Annotated in this window: 1 pseudogene; it reads right to left on the bottom strand. The window is 76.0% G+C overall.

Features of this window, described 5'->3' with window-relative positions:
* A pseudogene (locus tag KUM32_RS40090) lies at window positions 1-658 on the bottom strand (hypothetical protein); the annotation flags it as partial.

The raw sequence follows: 658 nt of genomic DNA, 5'->3' as shown, positions 1-658 counted from the left end.
AACTCCCGACCGAGACCGCCCGCGTCCAGCATCGCTTCGAGGCTGCGCTCGGCGTCCTCGCGCATCGCCCGGGCCGCGGGCGAGGTGGCCAGGGGGTGGTCGATGCCCGGGTCCCGCAGGGGGTGGCTACGGGGTACGTCGCTGGGGATCGGCGGGTTGGGCCGGCCGGCGACGATGATCCGCAGCCCCGGCGGCGGGGTGCGGGGGAGCAGGGCGGCGATGCTGTGGCCGCTGCTGCCGGTGTGTACGCCGGTGTCCTCGTCGAGCCCGTCCACGACCAGCACGATCCGTCGCCCGGCCGCGCGCGCCTGCGCCGCCGCGCGCTCCAGTCCGTCCAGGAACGCGCCCTGGGTCGCGCACTCGACGTCGCCCTCCCGCAGGTACTCCCGCAGTTGCCCGCCGAGCGCGTCCAGGAAGGCCGTACGGTCCGCGCGGCCGGCCATCCGCGCGGTGATGAAGAAGGCCAGCACGTCCGCTCCGTCGGGCGGGTTCAGCACGAACTCCGCCATCAGCGCCGTCTTCCCCGTCCACGCGGGCGCCAGCCACCGCCAGTACCCGCCGGCCTCGTCCTCGGGCGCCGTCGCGAACGCGGCCATGGCGGCGAGTTCGTCCGCGCGGCCCTCGAACCGGGGCGCCCGCATCTCGCGCACTTCCAGGA

The organism is Streptomyces sp. AC627_RSS907, assembly GCF_019049165.1.
This window is presented reverse-complemented; position numbering and strand designations above follow the sequence as displayed.